2 protein-coding genes are annotated in these 1400 nt (G+C 44.1%); both read right to left on the reverse strand.

The features are described from left to right. On the reverse strand, positions 1-577 hold a 577-nt coding region (locus tag ACS8FD_RS14535; protein WP_439276380.1), incomplete at its 3' end, for an amino acid--tRNA ligase-related protein. A 55-nt stretch (positions 578-632) separates the two neighbouring features. Continuing rightward, the coding region (locus ACS8FD_RS14540; protein WP_439276381.1) for a DUF3410 domain-containing protein at positions 633-1400 on the reverse strand (768 nt) is incomplete at its 5' end.

Consider the following 1400-nt stretch of genomic DNA (forward strand, 5'->3'; position numbering starts at 1 on the left):
TATCGAAATCTAAACCTGCCAAACCTTTATCTTCTGCGACCGCTTCCAGTGCTTCTATACTGGCTGTCAAAGGATGGATTCCCACAAAGTCCATAAATGCGTCAACATAACGATAGTGATTCATGACTACCGGATAGCCATATAACGCCTCTAATAATTGACCCAGTTCGTCAGCCAAATCTGTCAAATTATAGTACGGCTGATACCATTCAAGCATGGTAAATTCAATATTATGCCGCGTCCCTATCTCATTATTACGAAATACAGAGCAAATCTGATAAATAGGCACCTGCCAGCTGGCAAGAAGACGCTTCATCGCAAACTCAGGGGAGGTATGTAGATAATAAGTACGTGGCCTATCTTGATAAGTGACTTGCGCAGCCACTGATTGCAAAAAAGTATCAGTATTACCTGCTTGCGATAGCAGTGGCGTCTGTACCTCGAGCACTTGACGCGTTGCAAAAAACTGGCGAATATCACTAAGCAGTTTTGCACGCTTTTGCGCCATTGCAAGTGTCATAGTTGGGGCATAGGTAGGCTTAGAAGTATGAGTAGAGGTATTGCTTGACTGATTCATTACTATCCAACAGGGTTTATAAACAATGTGTTTTTGAATTTAATATTTCCAGGATTTAAAACTGCCACTCACGGCGCAAATGATAATCACGACGCAGCTGGTCAAAGTCCGCGCCACTCACCTGTCCATTAGTTACTTTTTCGCGCAGCTCTCTATCATCTTGCATGATGTCGTAAAACTTTACTAGCCTATCTGGATAGGCTTTAAGCTCAGACCATAGATACATATTGACTGGTAATAGCTGCTGCATCGCCTGCGTAGGCGTGACCGCAAATGCTTCACACAACGCATCATAAACCATTTGTGTACCGCGCAGCTTACCTTCCAAGGTATAACCAGCGATATGCGGTGTGGCGATAGCCAGCTTGGAGAAGAACGGCTCAGATACTTGCGGCTCATGCTCAAACACATCGAGCACTACTTGACGCTCATTACTCTCGATGTCGGCTTGTAATGCTGCTGCATCAATAACTGGTCCACGTGCACTATTAATGAGTAAAGTTTTCGACGGCATAGCATCTAGCGCAGTTTTATTAATTAAGTGCCCCGTTGGATAATCACTACCACTGGGATTATCATTATCTTTTTTGTCAGTCAGCGGTACATGTAAGCTAATAACGTCACTTTGGCTAATGAGCTGCTCAAAGCTCGCATTGTTGATGTTCGATGTGGGCAGTAGCGGATCATAACCCAATACTTGCCAGCCAAGATCAGTAGCGTATTGCGCAAGTATGCTACCAATATTACCCAGTCCAATAATACCCAATGTTAGTGGCGTCGATGTCTGCTGCCAATACTCTGGACGTAAGGTTAAGATAGCCGT

The organism is Psychrobacter sp. 1U2 (assembly GCF_051847575.1).